The following is a 1,938-nucleotide window of genomic DNA, read 5'->3' as shown; positions in this document are numbered from 1 at the left end:
GGGGGGAGTGGGGGGGGGTGGGAGTGGAGAAACATATCCCTGCCCCTTGATGACTGTTTTAATGCCGCCGAGTTTTTTGCCCTCTAAAATTAAGTCATTTGGCCATTTGAGTTGCACGGGAATGCCCTCGTGACGCAGTGCTGTCGCAATACCCCAACCGCTCGAAAATGTCAGATGAATGCCGATCGCGCTTTCAATCACCATGCCTAGAGATAAATATAAGCCACCGCGATCGCTTTGCCATTGCCGTCCCCATTGTCCTTGTCCGGCAGTTTGGCGATCGGCAATAACCACCAGGGGAGAAGATGCACCATTTTTTAACAATTCCCAAGCTGTTGTATTTGTGGATTCTAAAATCTCGTGATGGTGTAAGGCGATCGCGCCTTGAGGGATGCGATCGCATATTTCTTGGAATTTTTGGCGATCGAACATTCGTTTAGTAATGTAGGGTCGTCTTGAGCATCAATGATATTAATATAGATAAGTCGCTTTGTTTTGGGGAGCCAACCGTGCGAATTCCGCTCGACTACTATAGGATTTTAGGGGTATCCATTCAGGCCACCGCCCCCCAACTCGGTCAAGCCTACCACGATCGCGCTTTGCAATTGCCGCGTCGCGAGTACAGCGATATTGCTATTAATGCCCGCAAACAGCTACTTGACGAAGCCTATTCGATTTTATCCGATGCCGAACAGCGATCGGAATACGATGCTGGCTTTCTGGCCAGAACTCACCCCCTCGAAAGCCAACCCCTATCCCAAGATTTAGCTTGGGAAGGGGACAGAAACGCCCCGACAGCATGGCTGGAAATTAACAACGAACAGTTTATTGGCGCACTTTTAATTCTCCAAGAACTGGGGGAATACGAACAGGTCATCAGTTTGGGGACCCCATTAATCGATCGCCAAAATTTGACCCCAGAACAAGAACGACTGATCGAATCTGAACTGGTTCGCGCTGATATTGTCTTAACCATCGCCCTCGCTTGTTTGGAATTAGGGCGAGAACAGTGGCAGCAAGGGCAGTCAGAACGCGCCGCTATCTCCGGACAAGTGGGACAGGATTTACTGCTGCGAGAGGGCTTATTTGCCAATATTCGCGGCGAAATTCAGGCAGACCTCTACAAACTTCGCCCCTATCGCGTTTTAGAACTCCTTTCTCAAGACGAACAAGCCGTCAGCGATCGCATTAAAGGCATTCAACTCCTACAAGAAATGCTCCAAGAACGCGGCGGCATCGATGGCAATGGCGACGATCGCTCTGGGTTGAGTATTGATGACTTTTTACGCTTTATCCAGCAAATTCGCGGCTATTTAACCGCCGCCGAACAACAAGAAATTTTTGAACTCGAAGCCAGGCGACCTTCCGCCGTTGCCACCTATTTAGCCGTCTACGCCCTCGTCGCGCGAGGTTTTGCCCAGTTCCAACCCTATTTGATTACCCGAGCCAAAGAGATGTTACAAGCCTTGGGACGGCGGCAGGATGTCCATTTAGAACAAGCCGTTTGCGCCCTGTTACTCGGTCAAACCGACGAAGCCAGTCATGCTTTAGAGTTAAGCCAAGAATACGAACCCCTTGCCTTTATTCGCGAACATTCCCAAGGATCGCCAGATTTACTGCCAGGTTTATGCCTTTATGGGGAACGCTGGATGCAAACGGAAGTTTTTCCCCATTTTCGCGATTTAGTTGACTTGCGAGCCTCTTTAAAAGACTATTTTGCCGACGAACAGGTACAAAGTTATTTAGAAGAACTGCCCACAGAAACGGAAAATCCCGATCGCTGGTCTGTGATAGACCCGCAACCGACTTCGGTTCCCACCACATTACAAGGGGAGGTGGGAACGGTTGCCAGAGAACGCCCCCTACAAGAAGCAAGACCAGGAAGAACCGCCACCCTGAACCCCCCCGCCATTCCTACTGCAACTCAAAGTCGTCCTG

At 50.2% G+C, this 1,938-nt stretch carries 2 protein-coding genes; one reads left to right on the top strand and one right to left on the bottom strand.

The features are described 5' to 3' along the window. Window positions 1-432: biotin--[acetyl-CoA-carboxylase] ligase (locus VB714_RS07220; RefSeq protein WP_323222576.1), on the bottom strand; the 432-nt coding region annotated here is incomplete at its 3' end. Window positions 433-509: 77 nt separating this feature from the next. Between VB714_RS07220 and VB714_RS07215 the strand changes: the two genes are divergently transcribed. Then, the coding region (locus VB714_RS07215; protein ID WP_323222575.1) for a J domain-containing protein at window positions 510-1,938 on the top strand (1,429 nt) is incomplete at its 3' end.

The sequence above is a fragment of the Spirulina sp. 06S082 genome (assembly GCF_034932145.1).
Classification (GTDB): Bacteria; Cyanobacteriota; Cyanobacteriia; order Cyanobacteriales; family Spirulinaceae; genus CCY15215.
Note: the sequence above shows the minus strand (reverse complement) of the source record. Positions and strands in the feature narration are given on the sequence as shown.